Origin of the sequence: Streptomyces tricolor, from assembly GCF_002155905.1 — a bacterium.
GTDB lineage: Bacteria > Actinomycetota > Actinomycetes > Streptomycetales > Streptomycetaceae > Streptomyces > Streptomyces tricolor.
The window spans coordinates 1-15,572 of record NZ_MUMF01000575.1 but is presented as its reverse complement, the minus strand read 5'-3'; the positions used below and the strand labels follow the sequence as shown (position 1 = coordinate 15,572).

General features: G+C 72.6%; 16 protein-coding genes, 1 tRNA gene and 1 pseudogene. 10 read left to right on the top strand and 8 right to left on the bottom strand.

What is annotated here, in order from left to right:
* Nucleotides 1-649, top strand: a 649-nt coding sequence (locus CCN44_RS34050) for a cobalt-precorrin-6A reductase (RefSeq protein ID WP_086702193.1), incomplete at its 5' end; no start/stop codon positions are given.
* A gap of 39 nt (nucleotides 650-688) precedes the next feature.
* Here the strand turns inward: CCN44_RS34050 and cobF are convergent.
* The gene (gene cobF / locus CCN44_RS34045) at nucleotides 689-1,480 is read right to left on the bottom strand and encodes a precorrin-6A synthase (deacetylating) (protein ID WP_189396980.1); all 792 of its coding nucleotides are present in this window, start codon (nucleotides 1,478-1,480) and stop codon (nucleotides 689-691) included.
* 91 nt (nucleotides 1,481-1,571) lie between these two features.
* Nucleotides 1,572-2,078, bottom strand: coding sequence for a DUF309 domain-containing protein (locus CCN44_RS34040; RefSeq protein ID WP_086702190.1), 507 nt, complete (start codon nucleotides 2,076-2,078; stop codon nucleotides 1,572-1,574).
* A gap of 104 nt (nucleotides 2,079-2,182) precedes the next feature.
* Here CCN44_RS34040 and CCN44_RS34035 point away from each other — a divergent pair.
* Nucleotides 2,183-2,256 (top strand) — tRNA-Pro (locus CCN44_RS34035).
* Between the two features lie 93 nt (nucleotides 2,257-2,349).
* On the opposite strand, the gene CCN44_RS34030 is transcribed toward CCN44_RS34035, so the two are convergent.
* Nucleotides 2,350-2,790, bottom strand: coding sequence for a YybH family protein (locus CCN44_RS34030; protein ID WP_086702187.1), 441 nt, complete (start codon nucleotides 2,788-2,790; stop codon nucleotides 2,350-2,352).
* A gap of 201 nt (nucleotides 2,791-2,991) precedes the next feature.
* On the opposite strand from CCN44_RS34030, the gene sigJ reads away from it, so the two are divergent.
* On the top strand, nucleotides 2,992-3,927 hold the full coding sequence (gene sigJ / locus CCN44_RS34025) for an RNA polymerase sigma factor SigJ (protein ID WP_086702184.1): 936 nt from the start codon (nucleotides 2,992-2,994) through the stop codon (nucleotides 3,925-3,927).
* Between the two features lie 54 nt (nucleotides 3,928-3,981).
* On the opposite strand, the gene CCN44_RS34020 is transcribed toward sigJ, so the two are convergent.
* Nucleotides 3,982-5,349 carry a cellulase family glycosylhydrolase gene (locus CCN44_RS34020; protein ID WP_086702181.1) on the bottom strand — a complete coding sequence of 456 codons (1,368 nt, stop codon included), beginning with the start codon at nucleotides 5,347-5,349 and terminating at the stop codon, nucleotides 3,982-3,984.
* Between the two features lie 97 nt (nucleotides 5,350-5,446).
* On the opposite strand from CCN44_RS34020, the gene CCN44_RS34015 reads away from it, so the two are divergent.
* A complete protein-coding gene (locus CCN44_RS34015) occupies nucleotides 5,447-6,433 on the top strand; it encodes an aldo/keto reductase (RefSeq protein ID WP_059254665.1) in 987 nt (328 codons plus the stop codon).
* Between the two features lie 130 nt (nucleotides 6,434-6,563).
* On the opposite strand, the pseudogene CCN44_RS46765 reads toward CCN44_RS34015, so the two are convergent.
* Nucleotides 6,564-6,692 (bottom strand): annotated as a pseudogene (locus CCN44_RS46765) (carbohydrate ABC transporter permease); the annotation flags it as partial.
* Between the two features lie 335 nt (nucleotides 6,693-7,027).
* Between CCN44_RS46765 and CCN44_RS34010 the strand changes: the two are divergent.
* The 5 genes from CCN44_RS34010 (at nucleotide 7,028) to CCN44_RS33990 (ending at nucleotide 11,321) form a co-directional block, all read left to right on the top strand.
* Nucleotides 7,028-8,047 (top strand): sugar ABC transporter substrate-binding protein, encoded by a 1,020-nt coding sequence (locus tag CCN44_RS34010; RefSeq protein WP_086702178.1) that lies wholly within the window; start codon nucleotides 7,028-7,030, stop codon nucleotides 8,045-8,047.
* Nucleotides 8,047-9,123, top strand: coding sequence for an ABC transporter permease (locus tag CCN44_RS34005; RefSeq protein WP_086702175.1), 1,077 nt, complete (start codon nucleotides 8,047-8,049; stop codon nucleotides 9,121-9,123). Before CCN44_RS34010 ends, CCN44_RS34005 begins: the two co-directional genes overlap by 1 nt.
* 3 nt (nucleotides 9,124-9,126) lie before the next feature.
* On the top strand, nucleotides 9,127-10,032 hold the full coding sequence (locus CCN44_RS34000) for an ATP-binding cassette domain-containing protein (RefSeq protein ID WP_086702172.1): 906 nt from the start codon (nucleotides 9,127-9,129) through the stop codon (nucleotides 10,030-10,032).
* Nucleotide 10,033: 1 nt separating this feature from the next.
* Nucleotides 10,034-10,936: a sugar phosphate isomerase/epimerase family protein gene (locus tag CCN44_RS33995; protein WP_086702170.1), complete on the top strand. Its 903-nt coding sequence runs from the start codon at nucleotides 10,034-10,036 to the stop codon at nucleotides 10,934-10,936.
* A gap of 190 nt (nucleotides 10,937-11,126) precedes the next feature.
* Nucleotides 11,127-11,321, top strand: coding sequence for a hypothetical protein (locus tag CCN44_RS33990; protein WP_059254670.1), 195 nt, complete (start codon nucleotides 11,127-11,129; stop codon nucleotides 11,319-11,321).
* A 49-nt stretch (nucleotides 11,322-11,370) separates the two neighbouring features.
* On the opposite strand, the gene CCN44_RS33985 is transcribed toward CCN44_RS33990, so the two are convergent.
* The 3 genes from CCN44_RS33985 to CCN44_RS33975 are packed head-to-tail and all read right to left on the bottom strand — an operon-like array spanning nucleotide 11,371 to nucleotide 14,358.
* The gene (locus tag CCN44_RS33985; RefSeq protein ID WP_059254671.1) at nucleotides 11,371-12,375 is read right to left on the bottom strand and encodes a Gfo/Idh/MocA family protein; all 1,005 of its coding nucleotides are present in this window, start codon (nucleotides 12,373-12,375) and stop codon (nucleotides 11,371-11,373) included.
* Between the two features lie 31 nt (nucleotides 12,376-12,406).
* A complete protein-coding gene (locus CCN44_RS33980) occupies nucleotides 12,407-13,183 on the bottom strand; it encodes an SDR family oxidoreductase (RefSeq protein ID WP_086702165.1) in 777 nt (258 codons plus the stop codon).
* A gap of 8 nt (nucleotides 13,184-13,191) precedes the next feature.
* Nucleotides 13,192-14,358 carry a phytanoyl-CoA dioxygenase family protein gene (locus CCN44_RS33975; RefSeq protein WP_086702161.1) on the bottom strand — a complete coding sequence of 389 codons (1,167 nt, stop codon included), beginning with the start codon at nucleotides 14,356-14,358 and terminating at the stop codon, nucleotides 13,192-13,194.
* Between the two features lie 118 nt (nucleotides 14,359-14,476).
* On the opposite strand from CCN44_RS33975, the gene CCN44_RS33970 reads away from it, so the two are divergent.
* Nucleotides 14,477-15,499 carry a LacI family DNA-binding transcriptional regulator gene (locus tag CCN44_RS33970; protein WP_086702158.1) on the top strand — a complete coding sequence of 341 codons (1,023 nt, stop codon included), beginning with the start codon at nucleotides 14,477-14,479 and terminating at the stop codon, nucleotides 15,497-15,499.
* Nucleotides 15,500-15,572 lie beyond the last annotated feature (73 nt).

The window sequence follows — 15,572 nt, the reverse complement described above, 5'->3', positions numbered from 1 at the left end:
CCGGCCCGCGGCGCTGCCCGGCGAGGTCCGGACGGGCGGCTTCGGCGGGCCGGACGGGCTCGCCGACTGGCTGCGCACGCACCGGGTGGACGCCCTGGTCGACGCCACGCACCCCTTCGCCGCGTCGATCACGGACCACGCGGCCCGTGCCGCGCGGGCCACGGGCGTCCCCGCCGTCGTCCTGCGCCGCCCCGGCTGGCGGCCGGGCCCCGGCGACCGCTGGTACGACGTCCCGTCCCTGGCCGCGGCCGCCGAGGCACTGCCCGGCCTGGGCCGCCGGGTGTTCCTCAGCACCGGGCGCCTCGGCCTCGCCGCCTTCGCCGGGCTGACCGGCCTGCACTTCCTCGTCCGCTCGGTGGAGCCGCCCGAGCCGCCCCTGCCGCCCGACACCCGCGTCGTCCTGGCCCGCGGCCCGTTCACCGTCACCGACGAGACCGGACTCCTGCGCGCCCACCGGATCGACGTCCTGGTCACCAAGGACAGCGGCGGCGAGGCCACGGCCGCGAAACTGACGGCCGCACGCGACCTCGGCCTGCCGGTGGTCGTCGTCCGCCGCCCCCCGCTCCCGGACGGCGTACGGGCGGAGCCGGATGTGGCAGGCGTGCTCGCCCGGCTGGGGTTCGAGGGAACCACGGCACCGGGCGCCTGAGGAGCGGCCCAGGACCCGGTCCGGGCCGTCCCGGGCGGGTCAGCCCTCCCGCGCCGGCCGGTCCTCGCCGGGGTGCCGGCGCAGCAGATACGTGTCCATGATCCAGCCCTTGCGCTCCCGGGCCTCCGCCCGCACCCGCTCGATGCGCGGGCCCGCCTCGGCGATCGGCCCGGAGACGAGGATCTCGTCCGGCGTGCCGATGTACGCGCCCCAGTAGATGTCCATGTCCTCCGCGGCGTACCGCCGGAAGGCCTGGTGCGCGTCCAGCATCACGACCACGTCGTCCACCCCCTCCGGGAAGCCCTCGGCCAGCCGCCGCCCGGTGGTGATCTGCACCGGCCGGGCGACCCGGTTCAGCCCCGTGCGATGCCGGGCGACCAGCGCGGAGACACTGCTGATGCCGGGCACCACGTCGTACTCGAACGCCACCGTGCCCCGGGCCAGCACCTCCTCCAGGATGCCCAGCGTGCTGTCGTACAGCGCCGGATCCCCCCAGACCAGGAAGGCGCCGGTGCCGTCCTCGCCCAGCTCCTGTGCGATCAGCCGCTCGTAGATCCCGGCGCGGGCGCTGCGCCAGTCCCCGACGGCCGGCGAGTAGGCCGCCCCGCCCGCCTTCCGGTCCCGCTCCGGGTCCCGGGCCTCCACCACCCGGTACGACCCCTGCGGCAGATGGGCGTCCAGCATGTCCCGGCGGAGCTGGGTGAGATCGCTCTTCACCTCGCCCTTGTCGAGCAGGAAGAACACGTCCGTGCTCCGCAGCGCCTTGACCGCCTGAAGGGTCAGCTGGTCGGGGTCGCCCGCGCCGATACCGATGACATGAATCTTTCGCACGCCCCGAGTCTGCCGCATGCCACTGACCGTGCGTCCACCGCCTCCGCACACGCTGCGACGGCCCCCGCAGGGAAGCCGTCCGACGCGCGGGTCAGAAGCTCAGCCGGGGCGCCTCGGCCCGTGGGTCGACCGGTGCCGAGCCGTCCTCCACCCGCCCGGCCAGCTCCCGCGCCCACCGGACCAGCCCCGCCAGGTCCAGGCCGTACGGCCGGTCCTCGCCGCGCCCGGTCTCCCACTCCTCGACCGCCCCCGCGCCCCGCCGCAGCAGCCGCGCCCCGCCGACGGCGTTGCCGCGGGCCGCGTGGGTGAGCCCCACCGCCAGCTGGGCCAGCCCCCGCCACAGCGCCCGCTCGTGTGCCGGACCCGACTTCCAGGCGTCCTCGAACACCTCGTGGGCGTGGAACGGCCGCCCCGCGGCCAGCAGCTCCTGCGCCTCCGCGACCGTCTCCCCGGGCGTCCGCACGACCCCTTCCGGCTGCCGGGGGACCCCCTCGGCGCCGTACGGGAGCGGGCGCCCCAGCCCGTCCCGGGGCCGCGCGTTCCGGGCCCGTCCGGCGACGTCCCGGTCCCTGGCATCCGATGCGCCCGCGTTCGTCATACCGCGATTGTCCCCCGCACCGCCCGGCCCTTCTTCGGCGCACCCCCCGGCGTGGGGTAAAGTTCTGTTCGCACGATCACGCGGGGCACCGCGGGTGAGGGCAACGGGACGTGGCGCAGCTTGGTAGCGCACTTGACTGGGGGTCAAGGGGTCGCAGGTTCAAATCCTGTCGTCCCGACTTGTGAGAGTCGTAGATCAAGGGTCGGTTTCGGAAGTGTCCGAAACCGACCCTTGATCGTTCGTGCTCAGTGGGGGCGGTCGACGTGCGGGTTCAGGCGGACTGGTCCTTGTCGGTGGGGAGCCAGACCCGCATGGTCGCCGGGTCGATCGGGATCGAGATGTGCTCGTGCGTGATCGACCACGTTCCGTGCGACCGCCGGAGGCAGACGGTCTCCCGTACCCATATCGACGCCTGGAGCCCGCCCTTGCGCTCTCCCGAGTCGAGGTGGAGCATGTGCGCGAACGCCGTGTCCCCGCTGGTCACCAGGGTGCGGTCGTGCGTCTCCAGGCTGATGGGGCCGACGTATCCGTCGAACCAGCGCAGGAAGTTGCGGCGGATCGCGTCGGTTCCGGTGAACCGCAGCGGGGGGACGACGTCGTAGTAGACGGCGTCGGCGGCGTAGAAGGACATGAGCCGGTCGATGTCCTTCGTCTGCTGGGCGTCGGCGCGGTCCGCCAGGAGGGCCCGTAGCTCGGACTCGTGGGTGGTCATCGCGTGCTCCTTCGGTCGAGACGTGGTCTGCGGGACGGTCCGGGTCGCGCGGCCGGCCTCTGGCGCGGCGGCGACGGCGTTCCGTTGCCGGGTACGACGGGACGGCCCGGCGGAATGTGAGGCGGGGCGCCGGTCTCACATTCCGGGGCGCTGTCTCGTCGTATAGGCGAGGGAAGATCCGACCGAGGGAGCCGCGAGACCATGACGACCAGTCCGACCGTGCCGGAAGACGGCCGACTCGACCCGATGCCGAGCGCGGTCACCGGTGAACGCCGCCGGCTGATCAACCTGGCCTACCGGATGCTGGGCTCCCTGGCCGAGGCCGAGGACGTCGTCCAGGAGACGTACGCCCGCTGGTACGCGATGTCCCCGTCGCAGCAGGCGGCGGTGGCGTCCCCCGGCGGCTGGCTGACCAAGGTCGCCGGCCGTATCTGCCTCGACGTGCTCCGCTCGGCCCGGGTCCGGCGGGAGCGTTACGTGGGGGAGTGGGTCCCCGAACCGCTGCCCGCGCGCACCGAGTGGCCCGCCGGCGCGACGGACGACGGCACGGCAGATCCGGCCGACCGCATCACGCTCGACGAGTCGGTCAGCATGGCCTTCCTCGTCGTACTGGAAGCGATGACCCCGGCGGAGCGCGTGGCGTTCGTCCTCCACGACGTCTTCCGCTATCCCTTCGCCGAAGTGGCCGACATCGTCGGCCGCACCCCGGCGGCCTGCCGCCAGTTGGCGTCCTCGGCCCGCCGCCGCATCGACGCCTCGCGGCCTCCCTTGCCGCCGACGGCCCAGCGGGCCCGTGTCGTCCGGGAGTTCAAGCAGGCGTGGGAGGCCAAGGACATCGACGCCCTCATCGGCCTTCTCGACCCCGAGGCCACCGCCGTCGGGGACGGTGGCGGACGCGTCACGGCGCTGCTCCACCCGGTCGAGGGCGCCGAGCGCATCGCCCGCTTCTTCGCCGACCGGACCCTCCCGGGCCGCCTGACGCTCCAGGAGTACACGGTCAACGGCCAGCCCGGTCTGGTGGCCCGCCTGGACGGCGTCGTCGTGGCGGTGTACGCGTTCGACATCGCGGACGACCGGATCCGACGGATCTGGGCGGTGCTCAACCCCGAGAAGCTCCGGCCGTGGAAGACCGGCTGACGGGCCGGGACACCATCGGGCGCGCCGGCTCCGTCCGGGGCCGGGCGGGCGTGGTCAGCCGCGTGTCACGGTGACGGTCACGTCGCTGCCCGGGGCGGCCGGCACCCACGCCCGGCCGGCCGCCCGGCGTACGACGCCCGCACCGCCGTCGGCCGTGATCCGCCAGGTGCCCGGCGGCAGGGAGAGGACGGTCGTCCGGGACCCGTGGGAGGCCGCGCGGTAGGCCAGCCGGAAGACGCCCGCCCCGGGGTCGTACCCGGCGGAGCGGACCGTGCCCGCCACGGCCTGCGCGTACGGCTCGGCGGTCAGCTCCTTGTTGGTGCGGAAGGCGCCGGCCGCGTCGACCGCGCAGTACCCGCCGCCGTAGCACCACACGTAGCCCGCCCAGCCGGAGGCGTAGCGGCCCAGGGAGGCCATCGCGTCCCGGTAGAAGCGGCGCATGTTCGGCAGGGCGTTGTTCAGCGGACCCCACTCGCCGACCACCACCGGGACCCGGTACCGCTTCGGGTACGCGGTGACGGCCCGCTCGTACGCCTCGATCCAGCCGGACCCGGGATCGTAGTCGGCGCCCGCCTCCATGGCGGTGTTGTAGAAGTGCGGCGCGTACACGACCCGGGGATCGTCGACGCGGCCGAGCCCGGTCGGTACGCCCTCGCCCACGATCGGCGTCGGCTCGACGAACACCCAGGCGTCCCGGTCGGCCGAACGGACGGCGTCGGCGAGGCGGTTGTACATCGGGGTGAGCTGGTCGCGTTCGATGCGGCGGGCCGCCGACGGCAGGTCCTCGCCGGGCCGCTGCTCGCCCATCGGCTCGTTGATCAGGTCGTAGCCGAAGACGGCCGGATGGCGGGCGAAGCGGGCGGCGAGGGTCCGCCACATCGCGGACTGGGCGCGCCGCAGGTCCGCGTCCTCGTAGAGATGCGTGAAGGCGCGCTGCACGGCGGGCTCGAAGTACTCGGCGAACCAGTCGTCCGGGTGCGGGGTGAACGGCAGTCCGTCGGTCCTGGTCGCCCACTCGGGTATGCCGCGGTGGCCGAAGGCGGGGCCGAAGACGTCCTGGTGGGCGTCGATGACGACCTGGACGTCATGGCGGTGCGCCCAGTCCAGCACGCGCTCGATCTTCCGGAGGTACCTGCGGCTGTATTGCCCCGGCCTCGGCTCCAGGTCGTCCCAGAAGACCAGCAGCCGGGCGAAGCCGAAACCCTGGGCGCGCAGGTCGCGCAGGTGGCGTTCGGTGATGCCGCTCAGGGCCTCGTCGCCGCGGTGCGTCTTGTCCTCGATGTTCCAGCCGCGCAGGGTGAGCACCCGTCCGTGCCGGTCGGTGAGCGGCGGGACGCCCTGCCCGGTCTCCCGGGCGTGGGCGGAGGCGGGGGCCAGCAGGGCGGCGAGGACCGCGCCCGCCGTGAGTATCGCTCGCAGCACAGGAGACCTCCGGGCAGCCGGCGTCGAGTTCCTTGACTTCGCGTGCACTTCAAGCTGAACACTCCCGTGCTACCAGCCCCGCACCGGGAGGACCAGCATGAAGTACCGCACCATCGGAACGGATCCGGCCACCCGCCGGGAGGTGAGCGTGCTCGCGCTCGGCGCGATGCTGTTCGGCTCGCGCACCGACGAGAAGACCTCCTTCGCCGTCCTCGACCGCTACGTCGAGGCCGGCGGGACGTTCATCGACACCTCCGACAACTACGCGTTCTGGGAGGACGGCGGCCAGGGCGGCCAGAGCGAGGAACTGCTCGGGCGGTGGCGGCGCAGCCGGGGCGTCGGTGACGAGGTCGTCATCGCCACCAAGCTCGGCGCCCGGCCCCTCGCCCCCGGCACCGGCTACACCGACAACGCCGAGGGCCTGTCCGCGAAGGTGATCCGCGAGTCCGCCGAGCGCAGCCGGGAGCGGCTCGGAGTGGAGCGCCTGGATCTGCTGTACGCGCACATAGAAGACCCCACGGTGCCGCTCGGGGAGACCGTCGAAGGGTTCGCCGCGCTCGTCGCGGAGGGCACCGTCGGCCTGCTCGGGGTCAGCAACCACGCCGTGTGGCGGGTGGAACGGGCCCGCGCCCTCGCCCGCGCGGCCGGGCTGCCGGGGTACGAGGTGTTGCAGTACCAGCACAGCTACCTCAGGCCCCGCACGGACGTGCCGAGCGGCCTGTTCCCGGACGGCAGCCTGGGCGGGGTGGACGCGCAACTCCGCAGCTACCTGCGGGCGGAGCCGGATCTCACGCTGGTCGCCTACTCGCCCCTGCTCAACGGCGCCTACACGCGCGCCGACAAGCCGCTGCCGGCGGACTACGACCACCCCGGCACCCCGGCCCGGCTCGCGGTGCTGCGCGAGGTGGCCCGGGAGACCGGGGCGAGCCTCAACCAGGTCGTGCTGGCCTGGCAGTGGGGCGGCGAGCGGCCCGTGATCCCGCTCGTCGGCGCCTCCTCGGTGGCCCAGCTCGACGAGAGTCTCGCCGCCGTCGATCTGGAGCTGACCGCCGAGCAGCGGGCCCGGCTGGACGCGGCTCACTGACCGCGCGGCTCCCGTACGACGGTGACCGTGCCGGCGGTCTCCTCGCCGGTCGGGAGGCCCGACGAGGCAGGAGGGGCACCGGGAAGGACAGGGGGCGCCGCACCGGGTTCCCTTCCGCCCGCGGGCCCCTCACCGGGCCCGGCGCGGAGTCGTACGGCTTGCCGCCCGCCGTGATGCCCGGCAGGTCCGTGAGCCGGTGCAGCCGGTACAGCGGGGTGATGACGACCTGCTGCGGGAGCGGGTTGCCGGCCGTGAACACCGGGCCGTACGGGCGCGGCGCCGAGAAGACCGCCTGGCCAGAGCAGGGGCGCCGGCAGGCCGGCGCGGTGGACGGGACGCCCAGGGCGCTCGGCGTCCGGTGCGAGCGTGCGATCGCCCGGTGCCGTTCGCCGCGGGGTGCGGTGTACTGGGCTCATGCCCCTCACATGGAGGTCCGGCATGCGGGACGTGCCCACGATTTGTACTTACATTCTGACCATCTCCTGCAATGATGTCTTAACAAAGTATTGACAGCGGGCTCGACAGAGGCTTGTATCCCGTCCCAACGCAATCGCGTCCCTTGCCCCGTCGCACGCACAGTGAGGTGCAGGAAAGATGGACCGCTCTTCTCGCCCCCGCTCCCGCAGAACGGCCCCCCTCGTGGCCGTGGCCGCTGCGGCAGCCCTCACCCTCGCCGGCTGTTCCAGCAGTTCCGGCGGCAAGAAGGCCGAGGAGGAAGCGGCGCACGCCTCCGCGGGCAAGGCCGACACCCCCCGCATGACCGTCGCGCTGGTCACCCACCAGGCCCCCGGCGACACCTTCTGGGACACCGTCCGCAAGGGCGCGGAGGCCGCCGCGGCCAAGGACAACATCGAGCTGATCTACTCCGCCGACCCCAACGCGGGCAACCAGGCCAACTACGTGCAGAACGCCATCGACCAGAAGGTCGACGGCATCGCGGTCACCCTGGCCAAGCCCGACGCGATGAAGGGCGTGATCGCCAAGGCCGAGCAGGCCGGCATCCCCGTGGTCGGCCTGAACTCGGGGCTGAGCGACTGGAAGAAGCTCGGCCTGCTGGAGTTCTTCGGGCAGGACGAGAGCGTGGCGGGCGAGGCGTTCGGCAAGAAGCTGAACACCACCGGCGCCAAGAAGATCGTCTGCGTGATCCAGGAACAGGGCAACGTGGGCCTCACCCAGCGCTGCGACGGCGTGGAGAAGACGTTCCAGGGCACCACTGAGACCCTGTATGTGAACGGCACCGACATGCCGTCCGTGAAGTCGACCATCACGGCCAAGCTCAAGCAGGACAAGGACGTCGACACGGTCGTCACCCTCGGCGCCCCCTTCGCCCTGACCGCGGTCCAGTCGGTGGGCGACGCCGGCAGCAAGGCCGAGGTGGCCACCTTCGACCTCAACAAGGAACTGGTCAAGGCGGTGCAGAAGGGCACCATCGAGTTCGCCGTCGACCAGCAGCCCTACCTCCAGGGCTACCTGGCGGTCGACTCGCTGTGGCTCTACAAGAACAACGGCAACTACAGCGGCGGCGGTGAGCAGCCGGTGCTCACCGGCCCGGCCTTCGTCGACAAGTCCAACGTCGACAAGGTCGCCGAGTTCGCCGCGAAGGGCACCCGGTGATGAGCATGACCCAGCAGGCTGAGCCGGCGGTGGGCAGGCCGCCGGCGTCCGGCCCGAAGCAGACCGACGGCCGCACCGCCCGGCGCCCGCCGGCCCTCCGGCTGCTGGCCCGGCCCGAGGTGGGCGTCTTCCTCGGCGCCGTCGCCGTCCTGGTCTTCTTCCTGATCACGGCCCCGCCGGTGCGCGACGGCAGCTCGATGGCGAACATCCTGTACCAGTCCTCGACCATCGGCATCATGGCCCTCCCGGTGGCCCTGCTGATGATCGGCGGCGAGTTCGACCTCTCCTCCGGCGTCGCCGTGATCTCCTCCGCGCTCACCGCGAGCATGCTCAGCTACCAGCTGACCCTGAACGTGTGGACCGGCGTGATCGTCGCCCTGATCGTGTCCCTGGCGATCGGCGCCTTCAACGGCTGGATGGTGGTGCGGACCGGGCTGCCCAGCTTCCTGGTCACCCTCGGCACCTTCCTGATCCTCCAGGGCGCCAACCTCGCCGTCACCAAGCTGGTCACCGGAAACGTCGCCACCGACGACATCAGCGACATGGACGGCTTCGCCCAGGCCAAGAAGCTCTTCGCCTCCTCCTTCGGCGTGGGCGGGGTCCAGGTCAAGATCACCGTCGTGTGGTGGCTGGTCTTCGCGGCCCTCGCCACCTGGGTGCTGCTGCGCACCAAGTACGGCAACTGGATCTTCGCCGTCGGCGGCAACAAGGACAGCGCCCGCGCGGTCGGCGTCCCGGTGAACTTCACCAAGATCACCCTGTTCATGCTGGTCGGCTTCGGCGCCTGGTTCGTCGGCATGCACAACCTGTTCTCGTTCAACACCGTGCAGTCCGGCGAGGGCGTCGGCCAGGAGCTGATCTACATCGCCGCGGCCGTCATCGGCGGCTGCCTGCTCACCGGCGGCTACGGCTCCGCGATCGGCCCGGTCTTCGGCGCGTTCATGTTCGGCATGGTGCAGCAGGGCATCGTCTACGCCGGCTGGAACCCCGACTGGTTCAAGGCCTTCCTCGGCGTGATGCTGCTCGGCGCCGTCCTGATCAATCTGTGGGTCCAGCGCACGGCGACCCGGAGGTGACCGATGAATGACAACAAGCCCCAGGGCGCCGTCCTCCAGGACAGCGCGCCCGCCCCGGACGGACCCCTCGTCGAACTGCGCGGCGCCGGCAAGTCCTACGGCAACATCCGCGCCCTGCACGGTGTCGACCTCACGGTCCACGCCGGCCAGGTCACCTGCGTGCTCGGCGACAACGGCGCCGGGAAGTCCACCCTCATCAAGATCATCTCGGGGCTGCACCAGCACACCGAGGGCGAGTTCCTCGTGGACGGCACTCCGGTGCGCTTCTCCACCCCGCGCGAAGCCCTCGACAAGGGCATCGCCACCGTCTACCAGGACCTGGCCACCGTCCCGCTCATGCCGGTCTGGCGGAACTTCTTCCTCGGCTCCGAGATGACCAAGGGCCCCTGGCCGGTCCGCCGCCTCGACATCGCCCGGATGAAGGAGACCGCGGACCAGGAGCTGCGCAACATGGGCATCGTCCTGGACGACCTGGAGCAGCCCATCGGCACCCTCTCCGGCGGCCAGCGCCAGTGCGTGGCCATCGCCCGCGCCGTCTACTTCGGCGCCCGCGTCCTCATCCTGGACGAGCCGACCGCCGCCCTCGGCGTCAAACAGTCCGGCGTGGTGCTGAAGTACATCGCCGCCGCCCGCGACCGCGGCCTCGGCGTCATCTTCATCACCCACAACCCCCACCACGCCTACATGGTCGGCGACCACTTCAGCGTGCTGCGCCTCGGCACCCTGGAACTGAGTGCCGAACGCAGCGAGATCGGCCTCGAAGAGCTGACCAACCACATGGCGGGCGGCGCCGAGCTCGCCGCGCTCAAGCACGAACTGGCCCAGGTGCGCGGCGTCGACGTGGAGGAGCTGCCCGAGGAGGGCGACCTCACCGCACCCGTGGCCACCCCTTCGGAAGGAACGTCCTGACATGCCCCACGCCCTCGACCGCATCCGGGTCGGCTCGGCCCCCGACTCCTGGGGCGTCTGGTTCCCCGACGACCCGCAGCAGGTGCCCTGGGAACGCTTCCTCGACGAGGTCGCCGAGGCCGGCTACGACTGGATCGAACTGGGCCCGTACGGCTACCTGCCCACCGACCCGGCACGGCTCACCGAGGAGGTGGCCCGGCGCGGCCTGAAGGTCTCGGCGGGCACCGTCTTCACCGGCCTGCACCGGGGCCCCGCCGTCTGGGACGAGACCTGGGCGCACGTCGGCCAGGTCGCCGCGCTCACCCAGGCGATGGGCGCCCGGCACCTGGTGGTGATCCCCTCCTTCTGGCGGGACGACAAGACCGCCGAGATCCTGGAGCCGCCCGAGCTGACCGCCGAGCAGTGGGCGCACCTGACCAAGGGCATGGAGCGCCTCGGCCACGAGGTCCGGGAGAGGTACGGCCTGGACATCGTCGTGCACCCGCACGCCGACACCCACATCGACACCGAGGAGCACGTCGAGCGCTTCCTGGACTCGACCGACTCCGAACTGGTCAACCTGTGCCTGGACACCGGGCACTACGCCTACTGCGGCGGGGACAGCGTCAAGCTGATCGAGACCTACGGCGAGCGCATCGGGTACCTGCACCTCAAGCAGGTCGACCCCGACATCCTCGCCGACGTCGTCGCGGGCGGGGTGCCGTTCGGGCCGGCCGTGCAGCGCGGGGTGATGTGCGAACCGCCGTCCGGTGTCCCGGAACTGGGACCGGTGCTCGAGGCGGCGCAGCGGCTGGGCGTGGAGCTGTTCGCGATCGTCGAGCAGGACATGTACCCGTGCGAGCCGGACAAGCCGCTGCCGATCGCCGTGCGCACCCGCCGCTTCCTGCGGTCCTGCGGCGCCTGAGGGCCGCCGGGACGGGTGGTCGACGGGCGAACGGGTCTGACGGGCGATGAGGAACCGGCCGCGGTCATCGGACCGCGGCCGGTTCCTGCTGTATCCCGACGGATTCGGCCGGGCGACGGCCGGGAACCAACCGGGGCACGCGGGCGTTCTGATGGATGACGGGGGATGCCCGCGCGGACGGGAGGACGAGATGACACACCGTACGGAACCTCGCACGCCCCAGGACCAGGCCGACGCCGCCGCCGTCCTGCGCCGCGACCGCTTCGGCACGCTGCCCGAGCGGATACGCCCGCAGGACACGGTGGAGACCAGGCCGGCGACCCGGCCGGACCCGGCGCGGGACACCTACAACGCCGACGAGTGGCTGATCCGGTACTGCGGCTGACCCCACGGAAACGGCGCCGGACGTGTGCCCGGCGCCGTCTCCGCGACCCTCAGGCCCCGCGCACCTCCGCCGGCGTCACCGGCCGGTGCTCGTGCAGGGACAGCGTGCAGGCCTCGGCGATCCAGCCGGCCTCCAGGGCGTCCTCGACGGTGCACGGGGAGGGCCGGGTGCCGGCCACGACCTCGGTGAACGCGGTCAGTTCGGCGCGGTAGGCGTCGGCGAAGCGGTCCATGAAGAAGTCGTGCGGGGTGCCGGACGGGAAGGACACGCCGGGCTCGACCGAGCGCAGCGGCAGCTTGTCGTCCAGGCCCACGGCGATGGAGTCGGCGAAGCCGTGGAGTTCCATGCGCACGTCGTAACCGCGCCGGTTGTGCCGGGAGTTGGACACCACCGCGATCGTGCCGTCGTCCAGGGTCAGGATCGCGCCGGTCGTGTCGGCGTCGCCCGCCGCCTTGATGTAGTCCGCGCCCCGGTTCCCGCCCACCGCGTACACCTCGGTGACCTCACGGCCCGTCACCCAGCGGATGATGTCGAAGTCGTGCACGGAGCAGTCGCGGAAGATGCCGCCGGACGCGGCGATGTAGGCGGCCGGCGGCGGCGCCGGGTCCAGCGTCGTGGACCGGACCGTGTGCAGCTTGCCCAGCTCACCGGCCCGCACGGCGGCCCGCGCGGCGACGAAGCCCGCGTCGAAGCGCCGGTTGTAGCCGATCTGGATCGGCACGCCGCTGCCCTGGACGGCCTTGAGGACCTCGACGCCCTCACGCATCGTCCGGGCGACGGGCTTCTCGCAGAAGACCGGGACGCCGGCCTCGACGCCGGCCAAAATCAGGGCGGGATGGGCGTCGGTGGCCGCCGCGACGACGAGGCCGTCCACGCCGGCCGCCAGCAGGGCCTCTGGCGAGTTCGCGACCTCGGCCCCGAACCGCGCGGCGGCGGCCTCGGCCGCGTCCGCGAACGGGTCGGCGACGACGAGCGACTCGACGGCGTCGAGGCCGGAGAGGGTCTCGGCGTGGAAGGCGCCGATACGGCCGAGGCCGAGGATTCCGATACGCATGCGGTACTGCTCCCAGGGTTGGTACGGAGTTCTAGTCGAGCCCGCCGAGCACGTTCTGATCCCAGTCGATCACCGACCCGGTGACCACCCCGGACCGCTCGGACAGCAGGAACACCACGAAGTCGGCGATGTCGTCCGGCCGGCCGAGCCTGCCCATCGGCAGCCGGGCCGCGGCCTGCTCGCGCCAGTCGTCACCGGCGCCGTGGAAGGCGCGCTGGGTGGCGTCCTCGCCCTCCGTCGCGGTCCAGCCGATGTTCAGGCCGTTGATCCGGATCCGGTCCCAGCGATGGGCGTGGGCCGCGTTCCGGGTCAGGCCCGCCAGGCCCGCCTTGGCGGCCACGTATGGCGCGAGGAACGGCTGTCCGCCGTGCGCCGACGAGGTGATGATGTTGACGATCGTGCCGGGCGCCTTGCGGGCCGTCATGTCCGCGACCGCCGCCTGCATCGCGAAGAACGGCCCCTTGAGGTTGACCGCGATGTGCGCGTCGAACAGCTCCGGAGTGGTGTCCAGCAGGGTGCCCCGGGAGGTCAGCCCGGCCGAGTTCACCAGGCAGTCGATCCGGCCGTACGCGTCCACCACCTCGGCGACCGACGCCTTGGCCTGCTCGGCGTCCGCCAGGTCGGCCCGGACGTACAGCGCCGTGCCCCCGGCGGCCGACAGCTCCGTCACCAGTGCCTCGCCCGGCTCCGGGCGCCGCCCGCTCACCGCCACCGCGGCACCCTCGCGGACGGCGGCCCGCGCGACCGCGGCCCCCACGCCCTGGGTGCCCCCGCCCACGAGGACGACCTTGTCGTCGAGAAGTCCCATGACCCGCCTCAGCTCTCCCGGCGTTCCGACGCCGTCCGCAGTTCCGCGCGCAGCCGTCCCGGCCGCCACCGCTCGCGCAGCGCCCGCCGCACCAGGTCCGCCTGCGACGGCGGGGCCAGCCCGGCCACCGGCGGGTCGCTGTCCAGGTTGGTGGGGAAGGGGTAGCCCTCGGCGCTCGCGGCGATCACGTTCTCCAGCCACTCCTCGGACGCCCCCGCGGCCGCCCGCCGCAACAGCACCGGGAACACCGCGTTCGCCACCGCCTCCCGGTCCACGCTCTCCATGGCCCGGCCGAACGCGGACGAGATCTGCAACAGGTTGGCCGTGCGCCGCAGGTCCGTCGTCCGGTTGGCGCCGGCGGCGTGGAAGAGCGCCGGGCTGAAGAAGACGGCGTCGCCCTTCGCGAGCGGCAGCTGCACGTGGTGCGCCGCGAAGTACTCCTGGAACTCCGGGCGCCGCCAGGCCAGATAGCCCGGCTCGTAGCGCTGGGAGTACGGCAGGTAGAGCGTCGGCCCGGACTCCACCGGCATGGCGCAGTGGGCGACCGCGCCCTGGAGGGTGAGCACGGGCGAGAGGCGGTGCACGTGCGCGGGGTAGGCGGCGGCCATCGCGTCGCTCAGGAAGCCCAGGTGGTAGTCCCGGTGCGCGGTCTGCCCGGCGCCGCCCGGGTTGACCACGTTGACCTGCGAGGTGATCTGGTAGCCGGGGCCCAGCCAGGCCGTGGCCAGCAGCGCCAGCACCTCGTTGGCGTAGTAGTCGGCGAACGCCTCCGGGTCGTACAGGGCCGTCTTCTCCAGCGCGTTCCACACCCGGTCGTTGGCGCCCGGAGCGGCGAAGTGGTCGCCCGCGGTCGCGCCGGCGGCCTGCTGCTCGGCGATCAGCGCCTCGAACACCGCGGTGACCCGGTCCACCACCTCCGGCTCCGGGAAGGCGCCCCGGACGACGACGATGCCGGGGCCGTCGGAGAGCGCCCGCACCAGCTCGGCGCGGACCGCACGGCGGTCACGGGCCGAACGCAGCCGCTCGCCGTCGTACACGAGGACGTTGCTCTCCACCGACGAGGCACCGGGGTAGTCGGCGAGGCCGGTGGTCCGCGCGACCAGGGCGCGCAAGGAGTCGAGGTCGCAGTCCTGCTCGGAGAGCCAGGCGCGGCCTGGCGCGGAGGCGACGGACATCGGTGTCCCTCTTTCGGTCACGGGCGTGGCGCGGCCCTGTCATTCTTGTCAGTACAAACCCCTCGAACAACCAGCAGGCGGCCATCAAAAACCCCTCAAGGAGCCAAGGAGCCGGTCCATGGGCCATCCGTTCCCGATCCGGGAGATCGCACGTCAGGCCGGTCTCAGCGAGGCCACCGTGGACCGGGTGCTGAACGGCAGGGGAGGGGTGCGGGAGAGCACCGCGCGAGAGGTGCACCGGGCCATCGCCGATCTCGACCGGCAGCGCACCCAGGTCCGGCTGGTCGGCCGCACCTTCATGGTCGACATCGTGGCGCAGGCGCCCGAGCGGTTCACCACCGCCGTCCGCGCCGCCCTGGAGGCCGAACTGCCCGCGCTGCACCCGGCCGTCGTCCGCTCCCGCTTCCACTTCCGCGAGACCGGCCCGGTCCAGGAGCTGGTCCGCACGCTGGACCGGATCACCCGGCGCGGCTCGCAGGGCGTGATCCTCAAGGCGCCGGACGTCCCCGAGGTCACCGCGGCCGTGGGCCGGCTCGCCGCCGCCGGGGTCCCGGTCGTCACCCTCGTCACCGACCTGCCCGCGAGCGGACGCGTCGGCTACGTCGGCATCGACAACCGGGCGGCCGGCGCGACCGCCGCCTACCTGATGGGCCAGTGGCTCGGCGACCGGCCCGGCAACGTCCTCACCAGCCTCAGCAGCGGCTTCTTCCGCAACGAGGAGGAGCGCGAGATGGGGTTCCGCAGCGTGATGCGGGCCCGACATCCGCAGCGCGCGCTGGTGGAGATCGCGGAGGGGCAGGGGCTGGACGCCACGCAGTACGACCTGGTCCGCGCCGCGCTGGAGCGGGACCCGGAGATCCGGGCGGTGTACTCGATCGGCGGCGGCAACAACGCCACCCTGCGGGCCTTCGCCGACCTCGGCCGCGACTGCGCGGTGTTCATCGCGCACGACCTGGACCACGACAACACCCGCCTGCTGCGGGCGCACCGGCTGTCCGCCGTGCTCCACCACGATCTGCGGCACGATCTGCGTGAGGCCTGTCACGAGGTGATGCGCTTCCACGGCGCGCTGCCGCCCGCGGGGCCGGTGCTGCCGTCGGCGATCCAGGTGGTGACGCCGTACAACATGCCCACGGTCTGAACCCGCCGCTCTTCCCTGCCGGACCGGCCCAACGGTCCCCTGCGGCGCCGGCCCGCCGGTTTCTGTCGGCTGG